Source organism: Burkholderia sp. MR1-5-21 (assembly GCF_053427715.1).
Map to the genome: position 1 here is coordinate 109,797 of NZ_JBSAXD010000024.1, position 23,679 is coordinate 133,475.

The window sequence follows — 23,679 nt, forward strand, 5'->3', positions numbered from 1 at the left end:
ATTACTTGGCCTCCGCTTCAAAGTTGATTTCCTGGCCGGGCTTCAGGCAAACATATGCCTTCTTCACGTCCTTGCGGCGGCCCATCGAACGGCCGAAGCGCTTGTGCTTGCCCTTCTGAACCAGCACGTTGACGGAATCAACTTCAACCTTGAACAGCAGCTCGACAGCCGCCTTCACTTCCTGCTTCGTGGCATCCGGTGCGACTTCGAACACGACTTGCTCGTTCTTGTCGGCAACCAGCGTCGCCTTTTCGGAAATCACCGGTGCGAGCAGGACCTGCATCAAACGATGATCGTTCTTGCGAATCTCGCTCATGACAGCAACTCCTCGATCTGGGCGACCGCAGCCTTCGTGACCAGCACTTTCTTGAAGTAGATCAGCGACAGCGGGTCAGCGTAACGCGGCTCGACAACTGCCACGTGCGGCAGGTTGCGCGAAGCCAGGTACAGGTTTTCGTCGACCGTGTCGGTAATGATCAACACGGATTCGAGACCCATGGCCTTGAACTTTTCGGCCAGCAGCTTGGTCTTCGGCGCTTCGAGAACGATGTCCTCGACGACCGACAGACGGCCTTCGCGGGCCAGCTGCGAGAAGATCGAGCAGAGACCTGCGCGATGCATCTTCTTGTTGACCTTGTGCGAGAAGTTTTCTTCCGGCGAATTCGGGAAGATACGACCACCGCCACGCCACAGCGGGCTCGACGACATACCGGCACGAGCACGACCCGTACCCTTCTGACGCCACGGCTTCTTGGTCGTGTGCTTGACCTGCTCGCGGTCCTTCTGCGCGCGGTTACCCTGGCGAGCGTTCGCCTGGTAAGCGACAACAACTTGGTGGATCAGCGCTTCGTTGTAGTCACGGCCGAACACGACGTCCGACGCGTTAACCACTGCACCTTCCTGACCATTTGCATTCAGGAGCTTGAGTTCCATTATTTCGCCCCCTTGGTCTTCACGGCCGGCGTGACAAAAACCTTGCCGCCCTTCGCACCCGGAATCGCGCCCTTGACGAGCAGCAGCTTGCGCTCTGCGTCGACACGAGCGATTTCGAGGTTCTGCACCGTCACCGTCACGTCACCCATGTGACCCGTCATGCGCTTGCCCGGGAACACGCGACCCGGATCCTGCGCCATACCGATCGAGCCCGGCACATTGTGCGAGCGCGAGTTACCGTGGGATGCACGACCCGAACTGAAGTTGTAACGCTTGATGGTACCGGCGTAGCCCTTACCGATCGACACGCCTTGCACGTCGACCTTCTGGCCCACTTCGAACAGGTCCGGACCGACGATGGCGCCATTCGACAGCTCGGCTGCCTTGGCCGCATCGATGCGGAATTCCTTGAGGATTTCACCGGCTTCGACGCCGGCTTTGGCGAGATGACCTGCCAGCGGCTTCGTCACGCGCGATGCGCGGCGGGAGCCGAATGCAACCTGAACGGCCGTGTAGCCGTCGGTTTCAACAGTCTTGATCTGCGTCACGCGGTTGTCCGACACGTCCAGCACGGTGACGGGAATCGAATCCCCTTCAGCCGTGAAGATACGGGTCATGCCAACCTTGCGACCTACGAGTCCAAGGCTCATCGTTTTCTCCATTCCCGACTGCGATTGGTCGGGGCTGATTTACAAAATGCCGGGCACGCAAGGCCCGACTTTTTTACGCGAATGCGCGAAAAGCCTAGCATTATAGCCCGGCCATTCGTTTTCTGCAAGCAATCAAAGACTTAGCGCCATCCGGCAGGCCGGGCGGCGCCGAAAGCCTTACTGCAGCTTGATCTCCACGTCGACGCCTGCCGGCAGGTCGAGCTTCATCAGCGCGTCGACCGTCTTGTCGGTCGGATCGACGATGTCCATCAGGCGCTGGTGGGTACGGATTTCGAGCTGATCGCGCGACGTCTTGTTCACGTGCGGCGAACGCAGGATGTCAAAACGCTGGATGCGCGTCGGCAGCGGCACCGGGCCACGGACGATCGCACCAGTCCGCTTCGCCGTGTCGACGATTTCGGCAGCCGATTGATCGATCAGACGATAGTCGAAAGCCTTCAGGCGAATGCGGATTTTCTGTTGCTGCATGACGATTCCTTGGAAAGAGCGAGGCGATGTTGCATCGCCGGACACTAAAAGAACGCGAAACACGGAGCCTGCGGGGAGCGAGGCGCCACGTCCCGGACGGTACTTCCACTGCTAAGCCCGCGATTCTACACGAATCTTTGGATCGGTGGTGCGGGTTCGTGGAAATGCGACGGGGCACTCAAAAAAACAAAACCGGACGCCAGCCAAAGCTGGGCGCCCGGTTTCGGACGGTACGACTACCGTGGAATCGCGGATCCCTTGAAGGATCCGCGGATCGCCGATATTACTCGATGATCTTGGCGACGACGCCAGCACCGACGGTGCGGCCGCCTTCGCGGATTGCGAAGCGCAGACCTTCTTCCATCGCGATCGGCGCAATCAGCTTCACCGTGATCGACACGTTGTCGCCCGGCATCACCATTTCCTTGTCCTTCGGCAGCTCGATCGAGCCCGTCACGTCCGTCGTACGGAAGTAGAACTGCGGACGGTAGTTGTTGAAGAACGGCGTGTGACGGCCGCCTTCGTCCTTGCTCAGCACGTACACTTCAGCCGTGAAGTGCGTGTGCGGCGTGATCGAACCCGGCTTCGCCAGAACCTGGCCACGCTCCACGTCTTCACGCTTCGTGCCGCGCAGCAGGATACCAACGTTGTCGCCTGCCTGACCTTGGTCCAGCAGCTTGCGGAACATTTCCACGCCCGTGCAGGTCGTCTTCACCGTCGGCTTGATACCGACGATTTCGATTTCCTCGCCAACCTTGACCACGCCACGCTCGACGCGGCCCGTCACCACCGTGCCACGACCCGAGATCGAGAACACGTCTTCCACCGGCATCAGGAACGCACCGTCAACCGCGCGCTCCGGCGTCGGGATGTACGTGTCCAGCGCGTCGGCCAGGTTCATGATCGCCACTTCGCCCAGCTCGCCCGTGTCGCCTTCCAGCGCCAGCTTTGCCGAACCCTTCACGATCGGCGTGTCGTCGCCCGGGAAGTCGTACTTCGACAGCAGTTCGCGAACTTCCATCTCGACCAGCTCGAGCAGTTCAGCGTCGTCCACCATGTCGCACTTGTTCAGGAACACGATGATGTACGGAACGCCAACCTGACGCGCCAGCAGGATGTGCTCACGCGTTTGCGGCATCGGGCCGTCTGCTGCCGAGCACACCAGGATCGCGCCGTCCATCTGCGCTGCACCCGTGATCATGTTCTTCACATAGTCAGCGTGGCCCGGGCAGTCGACGTGTGCGTAGTGGCGGTTAGCCGTTTCGTACTCGACGTGTGCCGTGTTGATCGTGATGCCGCGCGCCTTTTCTTCCGGTGCTGCGTCGATCTGGTCGTACGCCTTCGCTTCGCCGCCGAACTTCTTCGTCAGCACGGTCGTGATCGCTGCCGTCAGCGTCGTCTTGCCGTGGTCAACGTGACCAATCGTACCAACGTTCACGTGCGGCTTGGTCCGCTCGAATTTACCTTTTGCCATGATTCTCTTCTTTCAAAAATATTCGGTTGTGATATCGAATTACTTCGACTTGGCGCTGATGATCGCGTCAGCAACGTTCTTCGGAGCTTCAGCGTAGTGCTTGAACTCCATCGTGTACGTTGCGCGACCTTGCGTCAGCGAGCGCAGCGACGTGGAATAGCCGAACATTTCCGACAGCGGAACTTCAGCGCGCACGATCTTGCCACCGCCGACCATGTCGTCCATGCCCTGGACAATACCGCGACGGCCGGACAGATCGCCCATCACGTTGCCCATGTAGTCTTCCGGCGTTTCCACTTCCACAGCCATCATCGGCTCGAGCAGAACCGGGTCGGCGCGACGCATTGCTTCCTTGAACGCCATCGAACCAGCCATGCGGAACGCATTTTCGTTCGAGTCGACGTCGTGGTACGAACCGAACGTCAGCGTGACCTTGACGTCGACCACCGGGAAGCCGGCCATCACGCCGCTCTTCAGCGTTTCCTGGATACCCTTGTCGACCGAAGGAATGAATTCGCGCGGGATCACGCCACCCTTGATCGCGTCGACGAACTCGTAACCCTTGCCTTGCTCGCTGCGCTCAAGCGTGATGACAGCGTGGCCGTACTGGCCGCGACCGCCCGACTGCTTGACGAACTTGCCTTCGACATCCGAAGCCGACTTGCGAATGGTTTCGCGGTACGCCACCTGCGGCTTGCCGACGGTCGCTTCGACGCCGAACTCACGCTTCATCCGGTCAACCAGAATTTCGAGGTGCAGTTCGCCCATACCCGAAATGATCGTTTGACCCGATTCTTCGTCGGTCTGCACGCGGAACGACGGATCTTCCTGAGCCAGACGGTTGAGCGCCAGGCCCATCTTTTCCTGGTCAGCCTTCGTCTTCGGCTCGACAGCCTGCGAAATCACCGGCTCCGGGAAAATCATGCGCTCGAGCACGATCGGATGAGCCGGGTCGCACAGCGTGTCGCCCGTCGTGGCTTCCTTCAGGCCAACTGCCGCAGCGATGTCGCCCGCGCGCACTTCCTTGATTTCTTCGCGCTGGTTCGCGTGCATCTGCAGAATGCGGCCGAGGCGTTCCTTCTTGTCCTTGGTCGCATTGAGCAGCGTATCGCCCGAATTGACGACGCCCGAGTACACACGGAAGAAGATCAGCTGGCCGACGAACGGGTCGGTCATGATCTTGAATGCGAGTGCCGCGAACTTCTCGTCGTCGGCAGCACGACGTTCCGTCTTCTCGCCGTTTTCGAGTTCGCCCGTAACCGGCGGAATGTCGACCGGCGACGGCAGGAAGTCGATCACGGCGTCGAGCATCCGCTGCACGCCCTTGTTCTTGAACGCGGTGCCGCACAGCATCGGCTGGATTTCGCATGCGATCGTACGGTCACGCAGCGCCTTGATGATTTCAGCCTCCGACAGCTCTTCGCCGCCGAGATACTTTTCCATCAGGTCTTCGTTCGCTTCAGCAGCCGACTCGACCATCTTCTCGCGCCACTCGTTGCACGTGTCGACGAGTTCGGCCGGGATGTCGACGTAGTCGAACTTCGTGCCTTGGGACGCCTCGTCCCAAATGATCGCCTTCATCTTGATGAGGTCGACGACGCCCTTGAAGTTCTCTTCCGAGCCGATCGGCACCACGACCGGGACCGGGTTCGCCTTCAGGCGCAGACGGAGCTGGTCGTAGACCTTGAAGAAGTTCGCGCCGGTACGGTCCATCTTGTTGACGAACGCGAGGCGGGGCACCTTGTACTTGTTCGCCTGGCGCCACACCGTTTCCGACTGCGGCTGCACGCCGCCCACTGCGCAGTAGACCATGCAAGCGCCGTCGAGCACGCGCATCGAACGCTCCACTTCGATCGTGAAGTCGACGTGGCCCGGGGTGTCGATGATGTTGATGCGGTGTTCCGGATAGTTGCCGCCCATGCCCTTCCAGAAGGCCGTGGTAGCAGCGGACGTGATCGTGATGCCACGCTCCTGTTCCTGCTCCATCCAGTCCATCGTTGCTGCGCCGTCGTGGACTTCACCGATCTTGTGGTTCACACCGGTGTAAAACAGAATACGCTCGGTCGTCGTCGTCTTGCCGGCGTCGATGTGAGCGCTGATACCGATATTGCGGTAGCGCTCGATGGGAGTCTTGCGAGCCACTTTGATCCTCTACTGGGTTGGCGTGATGCGACCCTGTCGCATCACGCCTCAACACAAACGGGCGAGGCGCTCGAAAAGCGCACCCGCCCGGAATTTTTTCCGCTAAAAGCCCAGCCTGGCGCTTAGAAACGGAAATGCGAGAACGCGCGGTTGGCTTCCGCCATGCGGTGAACCTCATCGCGCTTCTTCATCGCACCGCCACGGCCTTCGGCCGCTTCGGACAGCTCACCAGCGAGGCGCAGAGCCATCGACTTCTCGCTGCGCTTCTTCGCAGCCTCGCGCAACCAGCGCATCGCCAATGCCATACGACGCGACGGGCGCACTTCGACCGGAACCTGATAGTTGGCACCACCAACGCGACGGCTCTTCACTTCGACCACCGGCTTCACGTTGTTGAGCGCAACCGTGAACACTTCCAGCGGGTCCTTGCCACCCTTGGTCTGGATTTGTTCGAATGCGCCATAAACGATGCGTTCAGCGACCGACTTCTTGCCGGACAGCATCAGCATGTTCATGAACTTGGCTACATCTACGTTGCCGAACTTCGGATCCGGCAACACTTCCCGCTTGGGGACTTCGCGACGACGCGGCATGATTCTTCCTTTACCTGTTCAGTTGGGACTATTCACAGCCCCGCGGTCACCAACAAACCCGATCACATCTTCACGACTAACCAGCTTGGCCGGGTGACCACTTACTCGACAGCACCGGCAATCCGGCACTCCCGCCTTGACCGCCCTGAGGCGATCCCTGATCAAAAACTGCTTACTTGGCAGCCTTTGCACGCTTCGCGCCGTACTTCGAACGCGCTTGCTTACGGTCCTTGACGCCCTGGGTATCCAGCGAGCCGCGAACCATGTGGTAACGCACACCCGGCAAGTCCTTCACACGGCCGCCACGGATCAGCACAACCGAGTGTTCCTGCAGGTTGTGGCCTTCACCGCCGATGTACGAAATCACTTCGAAGCCGTTCGTCAGACGAACCTTGGCGACCTTACGGAGTGCCGAGTTCGGCTTCTTCGGCGTCGTCGTGTACACACGGGTGCACACACCGCGACGCTGGGGGCAGTCCTGCAGGGCCGGGCTCTTGCTCTTAGTCGTTTCCGACTGACGGCCTTTGCGAACCAGTTGGTTGATGGTTGGCATTGTTTATTCCTGAAATTGAACAAAAACGACACATCGATTTCGGGCAAAGCGAGAATCGAGGTGCTGTTGACCTCCGGACCCGGGAAACGAGAACGAACTTTCGCACGCAACCCTTCCCTCCGAGAACCGGAACCTAGCATCATATTCTGGAAATACCAAGCAAGTCAACGGGTTGCGTGATTTTCCGGCTTGGCGGCACGCACGGAAGGCGGGTCGGGATGCGGCGGTCAGGCGGATTCGACGACGTCGATGATCTCGTCGCCGAAGCGCTCGAGCTTGCGGATGCCCATTCCCGGAATGTGGCGCAGATCGTCGATCGTCTCCGGCGCGTTGCGCGCGATCTCAGCGAGGGTCGCATCGTGGAAGATCACGTAGGCCGGCACGCCGTCGGATTTGGCCGTCTCCGCGCGCCACGCACGCAGCGCGTCCCAGCGCGCGCGTTCGCGCGTGCCCATGCCGGCGGTCGGATCGACCCGTGTGCCGCTGCGGCTCGACGACTGGCGCGTGCGCTGCGGCTTCACGTAGCGCCGCAGCGTGACCTTCTCGCCACCCTTCAGCACCGGCTTCGCGGCCTCGGTCAGCACGAGCGCGCCGAAGCCCCCGTGATCGACAGCCAGATAGCCGTATGCGACGAGCTGCCGGAAGATCGTCCGCCATTCCGGCTCGGACAGCGACGCGCCGATGCCGAACGTGCTGAGCGTATCGTGACCGCGTTGCAGGATCTTCTCGTTGCGGCTTCCGCGCAGGATTTCGATCAGGTGGCTGGCGCCGAAGTTGAAGCCGCTCGCGCGCTGCGCGCGGAACACGCACGACAGCGCCATCTGCGCCTCACGCGTCGCGTCCCACGAATCGGGCGGCTCGAGACAGGTATCGCAGTTGCCGCACGGCTGGCTCGCCTCGCCGAAATAATTCAGCAGGCGCACGCGGCGGCACGAGATCGTCTCGCACAGGCCGAGCAGCGCATCGAGCTTCGACGTCTGCACACGCTTGTGCGCGTCGTCCGCATCGGACTCGTCGATCATCTTGCGCTGCTGGACGACGTCGCCGAGGCCGTACGCCATCCATGCATTCGCTGGCATCCCGTCGCGGCCTGCGCGGCCCGTTTCCTGGTAATAGCCCTCGACGCTCTTCGGCAAGTCGAGGTGCGCGACGAAGCGCACGTCCGGCTTGTCGATCCCCATGCCGAACGCGATCGTCGCGCACATCACGATGCCTTCTTCGCGCTGGAACATTTCCTGGTGCTTCTGCCGCACCTCGAACTCCATCCCTGCGTGATACGGCAGCGCACGCACGCCCTGCGCCTTCAGCCATTCGGCCGTTTCCTCGACCTTGCGGCGCGACAGGCAGTACACGACACCCGCGTCGGTGGTGCCATCCGCGTTCGTGTGCTCGGCGCGGATGAAGTCGAGCAACTGCGCGCGCGCGTTGTCCTTCTCGACGATCCGGTAGCGGATGTTCGGCCGGTCGAAGCTCGACACGAACACGCGCGCGTCGTCGAGCGCGAGACGATGGACGATCTCGTCGCGCGTGATCGCATCGGCGGTCGCCGTCAGCGCAATGCGCGGCACCGACGGGAAGCGCTCGTGCAGCACCGACAACTGGATGTATTCCGGACGGAAATCGTGCCCCCATTGCGACACGCAATGCGCTTCGTCGATCGCGAACAGCCCGATCTTCGCGCGCTCGAGCAGGTCGAGAAAGCGCCCGGTCATCAGCCGCTCGGGCGCGACGTACAGCAGGTCGATCTCGCCCTCGCGCAGCGCGCGTTCGGTCGCGGCCGCCTCCGCGCCGGACAGCGTCGAATTCAGGTAGGCCGCACGCACGCCGACTTCGGACAGCGCGGCGACCTGGTCCTGCATCAGCGCGATCAGCGGCGACACGACGATGCCGGCGCCGTGCCCGGCCTCGCGCCGCAGCAGCGCGGGGATCTGGTAGCACAGCGACTTGCCGCCGCCCGTCGGCATCAGCACGAGGCAATCGCCGCCGCCGGCGACGTGCTCGACGATTTCGCCCTGCTGGCCGCGAAACGCGGAATAACCGAATACTTCGTCGAGGATTTCGAGGGCGCGGGACATGAATGAGAACGAGGACGGCAAAACGATGACCCGGATTTTAACAACCCGCTCGCCAGTCGCGCGGCGAATCGTGCAACGTTGGCCATCCGGACAGGGTCCGTTCGCGCGCATGACGGGGCTGCAGCCAGCGCAAACCCGTCATGCGCGTGAACGATGGTTCAATAAAAAAAACCGCCCAGTCGAAACTGGGCGGTTTCAGCGACAGCGTAGCGAGGCGGCTCGCGCCGCCCGCGCTTACTCGGCTGCCGGGTGTTGTTGCGGCTCTTCCGCAGCAGGCGTAGCAGGCGTGCTCGGCGTGCCGAAATCGAACGCCTCTTCCGCTGCGATCTGGTCGAAACGCTCGCGATCCGACGATTCCTTCGCCTTGCGCGCCTTGTGGAACGCGAGACCCGTACCGGCCGGAATCAGACGGCCGACGATCACGTTTTCCTTCAGGCCACGCAGATCGTCGCGCTTGCCCATGATCGCCGCTTCGGTCAGCACGCGGGTCGTTTCCTGGAACGATGCCGCGGAGATGAACGAGTCGGTCGACAGCGACGCCTTCGTGATACCGAGGAGCACGTTGTCGTACGACGCCGGACGCTTGTCCTCGGCGATCATGCGATCGTTCTCGTCCAGCATGTCGGAACGCTCGACCTGTTCGCCCGGGATGAAGCGCGTATCGCCGTTGTCGGTGATCTGCACACGACGCAGCATCTGGCGAACGATCACCTCGATGTGCTTGTCGTTGATCTTCACGCCCTGCAGACGATACACGTCCTGCACTTCGTCGACGATGTAGCGCGACAGCGCCTCGATACCCTGCAGACGCAGGATGTCGTGCGGATCGGCCGGGCCGTCCACGATCATTTCGCCCTTGTTGACGACCTGAGCATCGTGGACCAGCACCTGCTTTTCCTTCGCGATCAGGAACTCGTGCTGGTTGCCCTCGAGATCCGTGATGACGAGACGCTGCTTGCCCTTCGTGTCCTTGCCGAACGACGTCGTGCCGGTGACTTCCGCGAGAATGCCCGCATCCTTCGGCGAACGCGCTTCGAACAGTTCCGCCACCCGCGGCAGACCGCCGGTAATGTCACGCGTCTTCTGCGCTTCGGTCGGGATACGTGCGAGCACTTCACCCACCTGCACCTGCTGGCCGTCCTTCACGGTGATCAGCGCGCCGACCTGGAAGCCGATCTGCACCGCGTGTTCCGTGCCCGGGATCTTCACTTCCTCGCCGTTCGCGTCGAGCAGCTTCACCTGCGGACGCACGCTCTTCGACGCCTGCGAACCGCGACGCTTCACGTCGATCACGACGAGCGTCGACAGGCCGGTCACGTCGTCGATCTGCTTCGCGACCGTCACGCCTTCCTCGACGTTCTCGAACTTCACCGTACCGCCGTACTCGGTGATGATCGGGCGCGTCAGCGGATCCCACGTGGCGAGCTGCGTACCGGCCTTGACGGTTACGCCGTCGAGCTGCAGCAGGGTCGCGCCGTACGGCACTTTGTGACGCTCGCGCTCGCGACCGAAGTCGTCGGTGATCATCGCCTCGCCCGAACGGGAAATGACGATCTGCTCGCCCTTCGCGTTGGTGACGTAACGCATCGTCGACGTGAAGCGCACGATACCGTTGCTCTTCGCTTCGACCGACGACGCCACTGCCGCACGCGATGCCGCACCACCGATGTGGAACGTACGCATCGTCAGCTGCGTGCCCGGTTCGCCGATCGACTGCGCGGCGATCACGCCAACCGCTTCGCCGACGTTCACGAGCGAGCCGCGGCCGAGGTCACGGCCGTAGCAAGCCGCACACAGGCCGTAACGCGTTTCGCAGGTCAGCGGCGTGCGCACGCGCACTTCGTCGATGCCGAGGCGTTCGATGTCTTCGACCGCGGTTTCGTCGAGCAGCGTGCCCGATTCGTACAGCGTTTCCTGCGTTTCCGGATTCACGACGTCCGCCACCGCGACGCGGCCGAGGATACGGTCGCGCAGCGCTTCGACGACTTCACCGCCTTCCACGAGGGCCTTCATCGCAACGCCGTTGCTCGTGCCGCAATCGTCCTCGACCACGACCAGATCCTGCGTCACGTCGACGAGACGACGCGTCAGGTAACCCGAGTTCGCGGTCTTCAGTGCCGTATCAGCCAGACCCTTACGTGCACCGTGGGTCGAGATGAAGTACTGCAACACGTTCAGGCCTTCGCGGAAGTTCGCGGTAATCGGCGTCTCGATAATCGAGCCGTCCGGCTTCGCCATCAGGCCGCGCATACCGGCCAGCTGACGAATCTGCACCGCCGAACCCCGGGCGCCCGAGTCGGCCATCATGTAGATCGAGTTGAACGATTCCTGGCGCGTCTCGTTGCCGTCGCGGTCCGTCACCGGCTCCGTCGACAGCTGCTCCATCATCGCCTTGCCGACCGCTTCCGACGTCGCCGACCAGATGTCGACCACGTTGTTGTAGCGTTCCTGCGCGGTGACGAGACCCGACATGTACTGGCGGTCGTACTCCTTCACCTTCTTCGCGGCGTCGCCGACGATCGTTTCCTTCTGCGGCGGCACGAGCATGTCGTCCACGCAGATCGAGATGCCGGCGCGCGTCGCGAGACGGAAACCCGACTGCATCAGCTGGTCGGCAAACACCACCGTCGCGCGCAGGCCGCACTTGCGGAACGCCGTGTTGATCAGGCGCGAGATTTCCTTCTTCTTCAGCGGCTTGTTCAGCACCGAGAACGGCAGGCCGTGCGGCAGGATTTCCGACAGGATCGCGCGGCCGACAGTCGTCGCGTACAGCGAGATCTTCGGCACGAATTCCGGCGCGCCTTCCGACGTGTCCTCGTTGCGGACCATTTCGGTGATCCGCACGTTGACGCGCGACGCCAGCTCGACTTCCTTGTTCTCGTACGCACGGAGCACTTCCGACACGCCGGTGAACGACAGACCTTCGCCCTTTGCGTTGATCGCTTCGCGGGTCGCGTAGTACAGACCCAGCACGATATCCTGCGACGGCACGATCGACGGATCGCCGTTGGCCGGGAACAGCACGTTGTTCGACGCGAGCATCAGCGTGCGCGCTTCCATCTGCGCTTCGAGCGACAGCGGCACGTGAACGGCCATCTGGTCACCGTCGAAGTCGGCGTTGAACGCCGCGCAAACGAGCGGGTGCAGCTGGATCGCCTTGCCTTCGATCAGCACGGGCTCGAACGCCTGGATACCGAGACGGTGCAGCGTCGGCGCACGGTTCAGCATCACCGGGTGCTCGCGGATCACCTCTTCCAGGATGTCCCACACGACCGGCGTCTGGTTCTCGACTTCCTTCTTCGCAGCCTTGATGGTCGTCGCGACGCCCATCACTTCCAGCTTGTTGAAGATGAACGGCTTGAACAGCTCGAGCGCCATCAGCTTCGGCAGACCGCACTGGTGCAGCTTCAGCGTCGGGCCGACCACGATCACCGACCGGCCCGAGTAGTCGACACGCTTACCGAGCAAGTTCTGACGGAAGCGGCCGCCCTTGCCCTTGATCATGTCGGCGAGCGACTTCAGCGGACGCTTGTTCGCGCCCGTCATCGCCTTGCCGCGACGACCGTTGTCGAGCAGCGAGTCGACAGCTTCCTGCAGCATCCGCTTTTCGTTGCGGACGATGATTTCCGGCGCCTTCAGCTCGAGCAGACGCTTCAACCGGTTGTTACGGTTGATCACGCGGCGATACAGGTCGTTCAGGTCCGACGTCGCGAAACGGCCGCCGTCCAGCGGCACGAGCGGACGCAGTTCCGGCGGCAGCACCGGCAGCACTTCGAGGATCATCCACTCGGGCTTGATGCCCGAGCGCTGGAATGCCTCGAGGACCTTCAGGCGCTTCGCGTACTTCTTGATCTTCGCTTCCGAGCCGGTGTTCTTCAGCTCGGTGCGCAGCGTCTCGACCTGCTCGTCGATGTTGATCGCGCGCAGCAGTTCACGCACGCCTTCCGCGCCCATCTCGGCACGGAATTCGTCGCCGTATTCCTCGACCTTGTTGTAGTAATCCTCTTCGGTCATGATCTGCCGCGCCTTCAGCGGCGTCATGCCCGGTTCGATCACCACGTACGCTTCGAAGTACAGCACGCGCTCGATGTCGCGCAGCGTCATGTCGAGCACCATGCCCAGACGCGACGGCAGCGACTTCAGGAACCAGATGTGCGCGACCGGCGAGGCCAGTTCGATGTGGCCCATGCGTTCGCGACGCACCTTCGCGAGCGTCACTTCGACGCCGCACTTCTCGCAGATCACGCCGCGGTGCTTCAGGCGCTTGTACTTGCCGCACAGGCACTCGTAGTCCTTGATCGGCCCGAAGATCTTCGCGCAGAAGAGACCATCGCGTTCCGGCTTGAACGTACGGTAGTTGATGGTCTCCGGCTTCTTCACTTCGCCGAACGACCACGAACGGATCTTGTCCGGCGAGGCCAGACCGATCTTGATCGCGTCGAAAACTTCTTCCTGTTGGACTTGCTTGAATAGATCGAGCAGAGCTTTCATTGCTTTCTCTCCGTAGTCCGATTAATTGCGGTCGAGATCGATGTCGATACCGAGCGAGCGGATTTCCTTCACGAGCACGTTGAAGGATTCCGGCATGCCTGCATCGATCACGTGATCGCCCTTGACCAGGTTTTCGTACACCTTGGTCCGGCCGTTCACGTCGTCCGACTTCACCGTCAGCATTTCCTGCAGCACGTAGGACGCGCCGTACGCTTCGAGTGCCCACACTTCCATTTCACCGAAACGCTGGCCACCGAACTGCGCCTTACCACCCAGCGGCTGCTGCGTGACGAGCGAGTACGGGCCCGTCGAACGCGCGTGCATCTTGTCGTCGACCAAGTGGTGCAGCTTCAGGTAGTGCATGTAGCCGAGCGTCACGCGACGTTCGAACATTTCGCCGGTGCGGCCGTCGTACAGGCGGACCTGGTTCTTCGACGGGTTCATGCCGAGTTGTTCCGCGATCTCGTCCGGGAATGCCAGGTCGAGCATCTTGGCCATTTCTTCCTCGGTCGCACCGTCGAACACCGGTGTCGCGAACGGCACGCCTTCGCGCAGGTTCTTCGCGAGTTCGAGGATCTCGTCGTCGCTGAAGCTTTCCAGATCTTCCACGCGGCCCGACTCGTTGTAGATCTTCGTCAGGAAGACACGCAGTTCCTCGATCTTCGCCTGACGCTGCAGCATTTCGCCGATACGCCAGCCGAGGCCCTTCGCGGCCCAGCCGAGGTGCACTTCCAGAACCTGACCCACGTTCATCCGCGACGGCACGCCGAGCGGGTTCAGCACGACGTCTGCCGGACGGCCGTCGGCCATGTACGGCATGTCTTCGACCGGAACGATCTTCGACACGACACCCTTGTTACCGTGACGGCCTGCCATCTTGTCGCCAGGCTGCAGTCGGCGCTTGACCGCGAGGTACACCTTGACCATCTTCAGCACGCCCGGCGGCAGCTCGTCGCCTTGCGTGAGCTTCTTGCGCTTCTCTTCGAACGCGAGGTCGAACTGGTGGCGCTTCTCTTCGATCGAGTTCTTGATCGCTTCGAGCTGCACCGCCGCTTCGTCGTCCGCGAGGCGGATGTCGAACCAGTGGTAGTGGTCGAGGTCTTCCAGGTATGCCTGGTCGATCTTCGTGCCCTTCGCGAGCTTCTTCGGACCGCCGTTCGCGACCTTGCCCACGAGCATGCGCGCGAGACGCTGGAACGCGTCGCCTTCCACGATACGCAGCTGGTCGTTCAGGTCCAGACGGTAGCGCTTCAGTTCGTCGTCGATGATCTGCTGCGCACGCTTGTCGCGCTGGATGCCTTCACGCGTGAAGACCTGGACGTCGATCACGGTGCCGCTCATGCCCGACGGCACGCGCAGCGACGTGTCCTTCACGTCCGACGCCTTCTCGCCGAAGATCGCGCGCAGCAGCTTCTCTTCCGGCGTCAGCTGGGTTTCGCCCTTCGGCGTCACCTTGCCGACCAGCACGTCGCCCGCTTCGACTTCCGCACCGATGTACACGATGCCCGATTCGTCGAGACGGCCGAGCTGGACTTCCGCCAGGTTCGAGATGTCGCGCGTGATTTCTTCCGGCCCGAGCTTCGTGTCGCGTGCAACGACGTTCAGCTCTTCGATGTGGATCGACGTGTAGCGATCGTCGGCCACGACCTTCTCCGAGATCAGGATCGAATCCTCGAAGTTGTAGCCGTTCCACGGCATGAACGCGATCAGCATGTTCTGGCCGAGCGCGAGCTCGCCCAGGTCCGTCGAGGCGCCGTCGGCCAGCACGTCGCCGCGCGAGACCTTGTCGCCCATCTTCACGATCGGACGCTGGTTGATGTTCGTGTTCTGGTTCGAACGCGTGTACTTGATCAGGTTGTAGATGTCGACACCGACTTCACCTGCGACCGCTTCGTCGTCGTTCACGCGAATCACGATACGGCCTGCGTCGACATAGTCGACGACGCCGCCGCGGAACGCCTGGACCGTCGTGCCCGAGTCGACCGCGCAGGTGCGCTCGATACCCGTACCGACGACCGGCTTCTCCGGACGCAGACACGGCACGGCCTGACGCTGCATGTTCGAGCCCATCAGTGCACGGTTCGCGTCATCGTGCTCGAGGAACGGAATCAGCGAGGCTGCAACCGACACGATCTGCGACGGCGCGACGTCCATGTACTGGATGCGGTCCGGCGTGACCATCATCGTTTCGCCGGCTTCACGCGACGACACGAGTTCGTCGATCAGCGTGCCGTTCTCGTCGATCGCGGCGTTCGCCTGCGCGATCATGTAGCGGCCTTCCTCGATCGCCGACAGGTAGTCGATCTGGTCGGTCACCTTGCTGTCCACGACCTTGCGGTACGGCGTCTCGAGGAAGCCGTACTCGTTCAGGTGCGCATACAGTGCGAGCGAGTTGATCAGACCGATGTTCGGACCTTCCGGCGTTTCGATCGGGCACACGCGGCCATAGTGGGTCGGGTGCACGTCACGGACTTCGAAGCCTGCGCGCTCGCGCGTCAGACCGCCCGGGCCCAGTGCGGAAACACGGCGCTTGTGCGTGATTTCCGACAGCGGGTTGGTCTGGTCCATGAACTGCGACAGCTGCGACGAACCGAAGAACTCGCGAATCGCCGACGAAATCGGCTTCGAGTTGATCAGGTCGTGCGGCATCAGGTTTTCGCTCTCGGCCTGGCCGAGGCGTTCCTTGACCGCGCGCTCGACGCGCACGAGGCCCGCGCGGAACTGGTTTTCCGCCAGTTCGCCGACGCAACGCACGCGGCGGTTGCCGAGGTGGTCGATGTCGTCGACTTCGCCCTTGCCGTTGCGCAGTTCGACCAGGATCTTGATCGTCGCGAGGATGTCGTCGTCCTGCAGCGTCATCGGGCCGGTGATCTCGTCACGGCCGACGCGGCGGTTGAACTTCATGCGGCCGACCTTCGACAGGTCGTACGCTTCTTCGCTGTAGAACAGACGGTTGAACAGCGCCTCGACCGCTTCTTCGGTCGGCGGCTCGCCCGGACGCATCATGCGGTAGATCGCGATGCGCGCGGCCGTTCTGTCGGCCGTTTCGTCGACACGGAGCGTCGACGAAATGTACGGACCCTGGTCCAGATCGTTCGTGTAGAGCGTCTGGATGTCCTTGATGTCCGCTTCGCGCAGCTTGTCGAGCACGCTTTCCGTGATCTCGTCGTTCGCGTTCGCGATCACTTCGCCCGTATCGCCGTCGACGACGTTCTTCGCCAGCACGCGGCCGAGCAGATAGTCTTCCGGCACCGAGATGAACTTGGTCTTCGCGGCTTCGAGGTCACGGATGTGCTTCGCGTTGATCCGCTTGTCCTTCTGGACGATGACCTTGCCGTCGCGATCCGTGATGTCGAAACGCGCGACTTCGCCACGCAGACGCTCCGGCACGAACTCGAGTTGCGCGCCTTCGCCCATCAGCGTGAAGTTGTCGAACACGAAGAAGTTCGCGAGGATCTGTTCCGGCGTGAGGCCGATCGCCTTCAGCAGGATCGTGACCGGCATCTTGCGGCGACGGTCGACGCGGAAGTACAGGATGTCCTTCGGATCGAATTCGAAGTCGAGCCACGAGCCGCGGTACGGAATGATCCGTGCCGAGAACAGCAGCTTGCCCGAGCTGTGCGTCTTGCCCTTGTCGTGCTCGAAGAACACGCCCGGCGAACGGTGCAGCTGCGAGACGATCACACGCTCGGTGCCGTTGATGACGAACGAGCCCGTCGGCGTCATGAGCGGAATTTCGCCCATGTACACTTCCTGCTCCTTCACTTCCTTGACGACCGGCTTGTTCGGCGATTCCTTGTCGAGGATGACGAGGCGCACCTTCGCGCGCAGCGCGGAGCAATAGGTCAGGCCCCGCTGTTGGCATTCCTTGATGTTGAACGCCGGCGAGGACAGCGCGTAGCTCACGAACTCGAGACGCGCAAAACCATTGTGCGAAACAATGGGAAATACCGATGTGAAAGCGGCCTGCAAACCTTCAGGCTTGCGTTGCGCCGTCAGAACATCGGCTTGCAGAAACGTGCTGAATGATTCAAGCTGGGTGGCCAGCAGGAATGGAACTTGGTGAACGATGGGGCGCTTCGCGAAACTCTTGCGAATGCGCTTCTTCTCGGTGAAGGAATATTGCATACGATCTCCGAATCACGGCGGGTGCTATCGAGGCGGAATACCTGGACGTGTCAAACCCGAGTGTTCACCGACTGAGACCCGATGGCCGTCCGACGGCTTGAACGAGCCGAGAAGCTTGGTGGTTGGCCGCTACCAACCGCTGGCTGACGGCAGCGGATGCCTGTGTTGCCCGCTACCCGACCAAACTTGCCTTCTGCAGTCGCTTCAGAAGACAAAGAGAAACGCCAATCGCAACGCAATCACGACGATTAGGCGGTCATCTTTGGCTTCTGGGGGCGTTGATTCGGCATCCCGAAAGAGTGCCAGAATAACGTCCCCACAAAGCACAAAAAGGCCGGCGGTGGAAAAACCGCCAGCCTTCGCACAGCGCGTCGGAACTTACTTGATTTCGACCTTCGCGCCTGCGTCTTCGAGCTTCTTCTTGGCTTCTTCAGAAGCCGCCTTGTCGACGCCTTCCTTGACAGGCTTCGGTGCACCGTCAACCAGGTCCTTCGCTTCCTTCAGGCCCAGGCCCGTCAGTTCGCGAACTGCCTTGATGACTGCAACCTTGTTGCCGCCTGCTTCAGTCAGAACGACCGTGAATTCGGTCTTCTCTTCAACAGCAGCAGCAGCGCCGCCGCCTGCCGGGCCAGCGACTGCAACAGCAGCTGCCGACACGCCAAACTTCTCTTCGAACGCCTTGACCAGCTCGTTCAGTTCCAGGACGGTCATCCCTTCGACTGCGGCCAGGATGTCTTCTTTTGCGATTGCCATTTGAAATACTCCTAAATTGAATTCGGATACAGCCAGCGATCAGTTACGCTGATATGCGTTCGCGCGTAGTAATTACGCAGCTTCGGCTTGCTTCTTCTCGGCGAGCGCGGCCAGAGCGCGCGCAAAGCCGGAAACAGGCGCTTGCATAACGAACAGCAGCTTCGAGAGCAGTTCTTCGCGGCTCGGGATGCTTGCCAGCGCTTGCACGCCAGCCTTGTCCATCACCTTGCCATCGAACGAACCAGCCTTGATGACCAACTTGTCATTGCTCTTGCTGAAGTCGTTGACGACCTTAGCAGCAGCAATTGCATCTTCCGAGATGCCGTAGATCAGGGGGCCAGTCATCTGCTCTGCCAGCGGAGCAAACGGCGTACCTTCGACGGCGCGACGCGCCAGCGTGTTCTTCAACACGCGCAGGTAAACCTGTTGCTCACGCGCTTGCGCGCGCAGCTTGGTCAGATCGCCAACCGCAATTCCACGATACTCAGCCAGCACAACGGTCTGGGCCTTCGCGACTTGCGCGGCAACCTCAGCGACGACGGCTTGCTTGTCTTCTCTATTAAGCGGCACGGTTAGCCTCCAGAAACGATACGTTTGGCGTAAAGCCTCGCGTACCTCGTTCAACAACGGCGTCCGACTCGTTAGGAGTATTTCCACCTCGGTCCGAGAATCGCTCCACGGCCCGCGGCTTCACCACTGCAAAACTTTTTCGGGTTCGCCATCTGCGTTGGCTTGCATTAAGGGATTGCCTGACTGCGACGCTCCCACCAACGGTCTTTGATAACCGGTTGTCCACCGAAACTGCACGGACAACCGCCCAAAGCCCTTTAAGGCCGCTTCGGTCACGAAGCGGCCTGGATTTCTTGCTTACTGCGCGGCCAGCGTAGCCTGGTCGACACGCACGCCGACGCCCATCGTGCTCGACAGTGCGATCTTGCGCAGGTACACGCCCTTGCTCGTTGCCGGCTTCGCCTTCTGCAGCGCTTCGATCAGCGCCGACAGGTTGGTGCGCAGCGCGGTCGGCTCGAACGATGCACGGCCGATCGTCGCGTGGATGATACCGGCCTTGTCGACGCGGAACTGGACCTGACCAGCCTTCGCGTTCTTGACGGCGGTCGCGACGTCCGGCGTCACGGTGCCGACCTTCGGGTTCGGCATCAGGCCGCGCGGGCCGAGGATCTGACCCAGCGTACCGACGATACGCATCGTGTCCGGCGAAGCGATCACGATGTCGAAGTCCATCTGGCCAGCCTTGATCTGCTCAGCCAGGTCTTCCATACCGACGATTTCCGCGCCTGCTGCACGTGCTTGCTCGGCCTTCTCGCCTTGCGCGAACACGGCAACGCGAACCGACTTGCCCGTACCTGCCGGCAGAACGACCGAGCCACGAACGACTTGGTCCGACTTCTTCGCATCGATGCCGAGCTGAACAGCAACGTCGATCGACTCGTCGAACTTCGCGCTCGCGCATTCCTTCACAAGTGCGAGTGCGTCTTCGATCGCGTACAGCTTCTGACGGTCGACCTTGGCGGCGAATGCCTGACGGCGCTTGGAGATCTTAGCCATTTACACGCCCTCCACAGTGATGCCCATCGAGCGTGCGCTACCAGCGATGGTGCGAACGGCTGCGTCCAGATCAGCTGCCGTAAGGTCCGGCATCTTGGTCTTCGCGATTTCTTCGGCTTGAGCGCGCGTGATCGAACCGACCTTGTCGGTGTGCGGCTTGCTCGAGCCCTTGTCCACCTTCGCCGCCTTCTTGATCAGGACGGTCGCCGGCGGCGTCTTCATCACGAACGTGAAGCTCTTGTCAGCGAATGCCGTGATGACCACCGGCACCGGCAGACCCGGCTCCATACCTTGAGTCTGCGCGTTGAACGCCTTGCAGAACTCCATGATGTTCAGGCCGCGCTGGCCCAGTGCCGGACCGACCGGCGGCGACGGGTTGGCTTTACCTGCAGGGATCTGCAGCTTGATAAAGCCGACAATCTTCTTTGCCATTTGAAAACCTCGTTGGAACGCCAAGCGGCGTTCGGTGAGTGATAACGCGCGTTCGCCGATCGGCTACTGACGCTCCTCAACAGCCATGACGCGGGCCGTAAGCGCGAAGGTGGGCAGCCGAGGCTGCCCACCGAATCGGGATCAAACTTTTTCGACCTGGCCGAATTCGAGCTCGACCGGGGTTGCGCGACCGAAGATGGTGACCGACACACGCACACGCGACTTTTCGTAGTTCACTTCTTCGACGGTGCCGTTGAAGTCCGTGAACGGGCCTTCCTTGACCCGCACCATCTCGCCGACTTCGAACAGGGTCTTGGGGCGCGGTTTCTCGACGCCTTCCTGCATCTGCGACATGATCTTCTCGACTTCCTTGGGGGAAATCGGCGTCGGGCGGTTACGCGCACCGCCGACGAAACCGGTGACCTTCGCGGTGTTCTTCACGAGGTGCCACGTTTCGTCCGTCATTTCCATTTCCACCAGCACGTAGCCGGGGAAGAAACGACGCTCCGTCACTGCCTTGTGGCCACCCTTGACTTCGACCACTTCTTCGGTCGGAACCAGGATCTGACCGAATTTGTCCTGCATGCCGGCGCGTTCGATGCGCTCCTGAAGCGCACGTTGCACGCTCTTCTCCATACCGGAGTAGGCGTGCACCACGTACCAACGTTTTCCGCTCGGGGATGCCGGAGTATCGCTCATATCATTTCCAACCCAGAATCGCCGAGAAAATCACCCACTCGATGGATTTGTCGCTCAACCAGAGGAAAATTGCCATCACGAGCACGAAACCGAACACGACGAGCGTGGTTTGCGTTGCTTCCTTGCGGGTGGGCCAAACGACCTTCCGGACTTCCTTGTACGAATCCTTGGCAAAGGCAATCAAGCCCTTGCCAGGCGCGGACATCAGCCCGACGGCCACGCCGGCGATCAAACCTACCGCCAACGCGGCACCGCGGACATACCACTGCTGGCCGCCCAGCCAGAAGAAGCCCACGAATCCGGCCAAGACCAACAATACGCCCAGGGCCAGCATCAGCTTATCGCCGGAGGTATTTACAGTTTCGACGGATGGATTCGCCATAACACCTTAAAACAAATGCCACGTTCGACACGTGGCTATTTTTTGGCAGGGGCAGAGGGAATCGAACCCCCAACCTTCGGTTTTGGAGACCGACGCTCTGCCAGTTGAGCTATACCCCTAGACCATGTTGGGACTGGCTGGCGCCAGCCCCAAAACTGTCGATCAACGAATAACTGGCTTACTCGATGATCTTGGCGACGACGCCAGCACCGACGGTGCGGCCGCCTTCGCGGATTGCGAAGCGCAGACCTTCTTCCATCGCGATCGGCGCAATCAGCTTCACCGTGATCGACACGTTGTCGCCCGGCATCACCATTTCCTTGTCCTTCGGCAGCTCGATCGAGCCCGTCACGTCCGTCGTACGGAAGTAGAACTGCGGACGGTAGTTGTTGAAGAACGGCGTGTGACGGCCGCCTTCGTCCTTGCTCAGCACGTACACTTCAGCCGTGAAGTGCGTGTGCGGCGTGATCGAACCCGGCTTCGCCAGAACCTGGCCACGCTCCACGTCTTCACGCTTCGTGCCGCGCAGCAGGATACCAACGTTGTCGCCTGCCTGACCTTGGTCCAGCAGCTTGCGGAACATTTCCACGCCCGTGCAGGTCGTCTTCACCGTCGGCTTGATACCGACGATTTCGATTTCCTCGCCAACCTTGACCACGCCACGCTCGACGCGGCCCGTCACCACCGTGCCACGACCCGAGATCGAGAACACGTCTTCCACCGGCATCAGGAACGCACCGTCAACCGCGCGCTCCGGCGTCGGGATGTACGTGTCCAGCGCGTCGGCCAGGTTCATGATCGCCACTTCGCCCAGCTCGCCCGTGTCGCCTTCCAGCGCCAGCTTTGCCGAACCCTTCACGATCGGCGTGTCGTCGCCCGGGAAGTCGTACTTCGACAGCAGTTCGCGAACTTCCATCTCGACCAGCTCGAGCAGTTCAGCGTCGTCCACCATGTCGCACTTGTTCAGGAACACGATGATGTACGGAACGCCAACCTGACGCGCCAGCAGGATGTGCTCACGCGTTTGCGGCATCGGGCCGTCTGCTGCCGAGCACACCAGGATCGCGCCGTCCATCTGCGCTGCACCCGTGATCATGTTCTTCACATAGTCAGCGTGGCCCGGGCAGTCGACGTGTGCGTAGTGGCGGTTAGCCGTTTCGTACTCGACGTGTGCCGTGTTGATCGTGATGCCGCGCGCCTTTTCTTCCGGTGCTGCGTCGATCTGGTCGTACGCCTTCGCTTCGCCGCCGAACTTCTTCGTCAGCACGGTCGTGATCGCTGCCGTCAGCGTCGTCTTGCCGTGGTCAACGTGACCAATCGTACCAACGTTCACGTGCGGCTTGGTCCGCTCGAATTTTTCCTTGGCCATTTTCAACTCCCAAAAGGAATTTCACATGTTGCGCCGCGCGCAAACAGACACTGACTATACTGCTGGTGCCCATGGGCAGGATCGAACTGCCGACCTCTCCCTTACCAAGGGAGTGCTCTACCACTGAGCCACATGGGCGGTTTCACGCTTCAACTGCACGAACTGGAGCGGGTGAAGGGAATCGAACCCTCGTCGTAAGCTTGGAAGGCTTCTGCTCTACCATTGAGCTACACCCGCACGGGCCACTAACGATTCCCTACCGCTCTCTGCGTTGATATCTTGGTGGAGGAGGTTGGATTCGAACCAACGTAGGCGTAAGCCAACAGATTTACAGTCTGCCCCCTTTAGCCACTCGGGCACCCCTCCGTAGAGAACTGACGATTATGGGGGTACATCGAATCGTTGTCAAGCACATCGCGAAGATTATTTTCATTCTCTTCGTTGGCACCTGACCGATGCGCCCCAAGCCTCTTGTCGATGCCGCGCTGAGCGAAACGCCCTCGCAAGCAACGAAAGTCATGCCTGGCGCCTTGATGCCCGCATCTTCGTCAGATTCCGGTCGTCCCGTCGCGAACCTGAATCCGCGCCGAAAAACTGGAAGACCGCCATCATACGGCCTTCGCGCGATAAAGCCAAGCGGGTTCACGCAAAAAACCCGCAAATTTCGTGCCGAACGCGTTCGGACCATTTTTTTGCCCACCCGGAACAGCTTTCCCTGTGGTCAAAACAGTCCGCCGGCTACGCGGCAAGGGCCCGGGCTCAGCACGTTGGCGGACCTATCGCCGCTACAGCCCAAGGCCGCGGAGTGAAGTCCGCCGCGTTGCAGGAACGTCCGGCCGCCCACGCGGAGGCACTCGTCGTTTCGCCTCGACTCTCGAGTATCGGATGCCGAGACGCATCGTGATTCCGCCGCGGCTCACGGCTATCACCGCGCCACACCGGTCTATGTA

18 protein-coding genes and 4 tRNA genes are annotated in these 23,679 nt (G+C 61.4%); all 22 read right to left on the reverse strand.

Going from position 1 to position 23,679, the window contains the following annotated elements:
• Position 1: 1 nt before the first annotated feature.
• Positions 2-316, reverse strand: coding sequence for a 50S ribosomal protein L23 (gene rplW / locus ACV229_RS28440; protein WP_059472183.1), 315 nt, complete (start codon positions 314-316; stop codon positions 2-4).
• Positions 313-933, reverse strand: coding sequence for a 50S ribosomal protein L4 (rplD, locus tag ACV229_RS28445; protein WP_042582908.1), 621 nt, complete (start codon positions 931-933; stop codon positions 313-315). Before rplD ends, rplW begins: the two co-directional genes overlap by 4 nt.
• Entirely contained in the window at positions 933-1,583 is a 651-nt protein-coding gene (gene rplC, locus ACV229_RS28450) for a 50S ribosomal protein L3 (RefSeq protein WP_448086414.1), read from the reverse strand. The genes rplD and rplC overlap by 1 nt, the downstream gene beginning before the upstream one ends.
• 177 nt (positions 1,584-1,760) lie before the next feature.
• Positions 1,761-2,072, reverse strand: coding sequence for a 30S ribosomal protein S10 (rpsJ, locus tag ACV229_RS28455; protein ID WP_004199280.1), 312 nt, complete (start codon positions 2,070-2,072; stop codon positions 1,761-1,763).
• 283 nt (positions 2,073-2,355) lie between these two features.
• Positions 2,356-3,546 carry an elongation factor Tu gene (gene tuf, locus ACV229_RS28460; RefSeq protein ID WP_448086415.1) on the reverse strand — a complete coding sequence of 397 codons (1,191 nt, stop codon included), beginning with the start codon at positions 3,544-3,546 and terminating at the stop codon, positions 2,356-2,358.
• Positions 3,547-3,585: 39 nt separating this feature from the next.
• Positions 3,586-5,688, reverse strand: coding sequence for an elongation factor G (fusA, locus tag ACV229_RS28465; RefSeq protein ID WP_448086416.1), 2,103 nt, complete (start codon positions 5,686-5,688; stop codon positions 3,586-3,588).
• A 122-nt stretch (positions 5,689-5,810) separates the two neighbouring features.
• Positions 5,811-6,281, reverse strand: coding sequence for a 30S ribosomal protein S7 (rpsG, locus tag ACV229_RS28470; RefSeq protein WP_006477195.1), 471 nt, complete (start codon positions 6,279-6,281; stop codon positions 5,811-5,813).
• A 172-nt stretch (positions 6,282-6,453) separates the two neighbouring features.
• Positions 6,454-6,834, reverse strand: coding sequence for a 30S ribosomal protein S12 (gene rpsL / locus ACV229_RS28475; RefSeq protein ID WP_006400662.1), 381 nt, complete (start codon positions 6,832-6,834; stop codon positions 6,454-6,456).
• 227 nt (positions 6,835-7,061) lie between these two features.
• Positions 7,062-8,909 (reverse strand): DNA helicase RecQ, encoded by a 1,848-nt coding sequence (gene recQ / locus ACV229_RS28480; RefSeq protein WP_448086417.1) that lies wholly within the window; start codon positions 8,907-8,909, stop codon positions 7,062-7,064.
• Between the two features lie 234 nt (positions 8,910-9,143).
• Complete coding sequence (gene rpoC / locus ACV229_RS28485; RefSeq protein ID WP_448086418.1) at positions 9,144-13,400, reverse strand: DNA-directed RNA polymerase subunit beta'; 4,257 nt, start codon at positions 13,398-13,400, stop codon at positions 9,144-9,146.
• A gap of 21 nt (positions 13,401-13,421) precedes the next feature.
• Complete coding sequence (gene rpoB / locus ACV229_RS28490; RefSeq protein ID WP_448086419.1) at positions 13,422-17,528, reverse strand: DNA-directed RNA polymerase subunit beta; 4,107 nt, start codon at positions 17,526-17,528, stop codon at positions 13,422-13,424.
• A 378-nt stretch (positions 17,529-17,906) separates the two neighbouring features.
• On the reverse strand, positions 17,907-18,281 hold the full coding sequence (rplL, locus tag ACV229_RS28495) for a 50S ribosomal protein L7/L12 (protein ID WP_448086420.1): 375 nt from the start codon (positions 18,279-18,281) through the stop codon (positions 17,907-17,909).
• 72 nt (positions 18,282-18,353) lie between these two features.
• On the reverse strand, positions 18,354-18,851 hold the full coding sequence (gene rplJ / locus ACV229_RS28500; RefSeq protein ID WP_448080877.1) for a 50S ribosomal protein L10: 498 nt from the start codon (positions 18,849-18,851) through the stop codon (positions 18,354-18,356).
• A gap of 297 nt (positions 18,852-19,148) precedes the next feature.
• Positions 19,149-19,847 carry a 50S ribosomal protein L1 gene (gene rplA / locus ACV229_RS28505; protein WP_448086421.1) on the reverse strand — a complete coding sequence of 233 codons (699 nt, stop codon included), beginning with the start codon at positions 19,845-19,847 and terminating at the stop codon, positions 19,149-19,151.
• Positions 19,848-20,279: a 50S ribosomal protein L11 gene (gene rplK, locus ACV229_RS28510; RefSeq protein WP_006753591.1), complete on the reverse strand. Its 432-nt coding sequence runs from the start codon at positions 20,277-20,279 to the stop codon at positions 19,848-19,850.
• Between the two features lie 141 nt (positions 20,280-20,420).
• Positions 20,421-20,978, reverse strand: coding sequence for a transcription termination/antitermination protein NusG (gene nusG, locus ACV229_RS28515; protein WP_006765424.1), 558 nt, complete (start codon positions 20,976-20,978; stop codon positions 20,421-20,423).
• A 1-nt stretch (position 20,979) separates the two neighbouring features.
• Positions 20,980-21,360, reverse strand: coding sequence for a preprotein translocase subunit SecE (gene secE, locus ACV229_RS28520; RefSeq protein WP_448086422.1), 381 nt, complete (start codon positions 21,358-21,360; stop codon positions 20,980-20,982).
• 43 nt (positions 21,361-21,403) lie between these two features.
• Positions 21,404-21,479, reverse strand: a tRNA-Trp gene (locus tag ACV229_RS28525).
• 59 nt (positions 21,480-21,538) lie between these two features.
• Entirely contained in the window at positions 21,539-22,729 is a 1,191-nt protein-coding gene (gene tuf / locus ACV229_RS28530; protein WP_448086423.1) for an elongation factor Tu, read from the reverse strand.
• 63 nt (positions 22,730-22,792) lie between these two features.
• Positions 22,793-22,867, reverse strand: a tRNA-Thr gene (locus tag ACV229_RS28535).
• 25 nt (positions 22,868-22,892) lie between these two features.
• Positions 22,893-22,966, reverse strand: a tRNA-Gly gene (locus tag ACV229_RS28540).
• Between the two features lie 43 nt (positions 22,967-23,009).
• A tRNA-Tyr gene (locus ACV229_RS28545) sits at positions 23,010-23,095 on the reverse strand.
• Between the last annotated feature and the right edge of the window lie 584 nt (positions 23,096-23,679).